Genomic DNA, 1,654 nt, shown 5'->3' with positions numbered 1-1,654 from the left:
TCATCGGCGGCCCGGCCGGCAACAGCCTCGTCCGACAGCGATGCTGCCAGGTCCGCCACCATCGCCCGGTTGAGTTCCGGCAGTTCCTCGGGCAGCTCCCGGTAGGCTTCGGCCATTGACGGGTGAAACACCACCGGGTCCGGGGCAGGGGTGTGCGCCAGCTCCCGTTCCAGCTGCTGGCGCCGCGTGTCGAGCTCGATCATCCGGTCTTTGACCTGCTCCGCGGGCACGCCCGCGATGATCGCATCCACCAGCTTCTGATGATCCCGTTTTGCGCGGGCCAGTGCCTGTTCCTTTTCCTTGCGGTTCCCGGCGGCTGCCGCCTTCAGCCGGTTGCGCTCGGCTGTGTATTCTTCGCAGAAGACCTGCACCGCGTCCGGATCCATCAGGTGGTTCGCCAGTGCATCCAGCACCCGGGCTTCCAGGTCGGCCTGTTTGATCGTGCGCTTGTTGCTGCAGACCGCGGCCCCTTTGTTCCGTGCCGGGGAACAGCCGAAGCTGTCCTTGGATATCTTGGCAAAGCCGCCGCCGCAGCAGCCGCAGGCCATCAGGCCGGAAAACATGGTCTTGGGGCGGCGCCGGTCCCAGACCGGCACATTGGTGCCCGCGGTCTTCAGTTCGCCCTGGCGGGCCCGGACCGCATCCCAGAGATCCTGTTCGACGATCCGCAACTGCGGAACGTCGGTGATCGTCCACTCGCTTTTCGGGTTCAGCCGCGAGATGCGCTTGCCCGTTTGCGGATCCTTCACGTAGCGCAGCCGGTTCCAGACTTGCCGGCCGATGTAGAGCTCATTGTTCAGGATGCCGGTCCCGCGCTGGCGGTTGCCGTGAATGGTGGAGGCACCCCAGTGGCGGCCGGACGGGGCAGGCTCGCGCTCCTTGTTGAGCGCTTCGGCGATCCTCTTGGGGGACAGGCCGCTGGCATAATCCTGGAAGATCCTGCGCACGATCTTGGCCTCTTCAGGATTGATCTCGCGCTCGCCGCGGATCGGTTCACCATCCTCTCCGACCTGGTTCCTGATACTATGGCCGTAGGACTTTCCCCCGGCGGACTTCCCTTTCAGTGCCCTTCCCTTGAGGCCGCGGCGGTTTTTGTCGGCGAGATCCTTGATGAAGAGAGAGTTCATTGTCCCTTTGAAGCCGACATGGAGGAGATCAATCTCGCCTTCCGAGACCGTAAAGATCGGCACATCCAGGAAGTTCATCTGCTTGTAGAAACTAGCCGTATGTTCGAGGTCCCGCGCAAGACGATCCAGGAACTCGGTCACGATCACGTCGAAGGCGCCGCCACTTGCGTTTTGCTGCAAGCGCTGAAACTCGGGCCGATGCTGTGTTTGGCCAGAGACCGCGTGGTCGGAATAGATCCCTTCAACAATCCAGCCACGTGCTTCGATCAGACTGCGGCAGAGGCGAATTTGATCCTCGATCGAAGTATCGCGCTGCAATTGCGTTGAATAGCGGGCATAGATGGCTGCTCTGAGCCTGGGCTGGGACATGGCGGTGTTCTCCGGTGGTTTGATGTTAACCGGGAGTTTTGCAGTCCCGGTGGTCGGTACGGGCTGCCTCGCGGGCGAGGGCGCGCAGGAGTTCGTGAAGTGACGCGCGGGTGCTGGCGTCCTGCCGGCAGGAGCCGTTTTGCGGGCGGCCGGGTGTT

General features: G+C 63.0%; 2 protein-coding genes. One reads left to right on the top strand and one right to left on the bottom strand.

Annotated features, from left to right (window positions below):
* A partial coding sequence (locus LHL23_RS23380; protein ID WP_226431756.1) for a recombinase family protein occupies nucleotides 1-1,496 on the bottom strand: 1,496 nt, incomplete at its 3' end.
* On the opposite strand from LHL23_RS23380, the gene LHL23_RS23540 reads away from it, so the two are divergent.
* Entirely contained in the window at nucleotides 1,468-1,599 is a 132-nt protein-coding gene (locus tag LHL23_RS23540; RefSeq protein WP_264181320.1) for a hypothetical protein, read from the top strand. The two genes, LHL23_RS23380 and LHL23_RS23540, sit on opposite strands and share 29 nt — an antisense overlap.
* Nucleotides 1,600-1,654: the final 55 nt, after the last annotated feature.

This window comes from Leisingera sp. McT4-56, from assembly GCF_020514995.1.
Classification (GTDB): domain Bacteria; phylum Pseudomonadota; class Alphaproteobacteria; order Rhodobacterales; family Rhodobacteraceae; genus Leisingera; species Leisingera aquaemixtae_A.
This window is presented reverse-complemented; position numbering and strand designations above follow the sequence as displayed.

What these genes read in the sequence shown, in the direction of transcription:
- LHL23_RS23540 (WP_264181320.1), top strand. Translation starts at nt 1,468, where the DNA reads ATGGCTGCTCTGAGCCTGGGCTGGGACATGGCGGTGTTCTCCGGTGGT.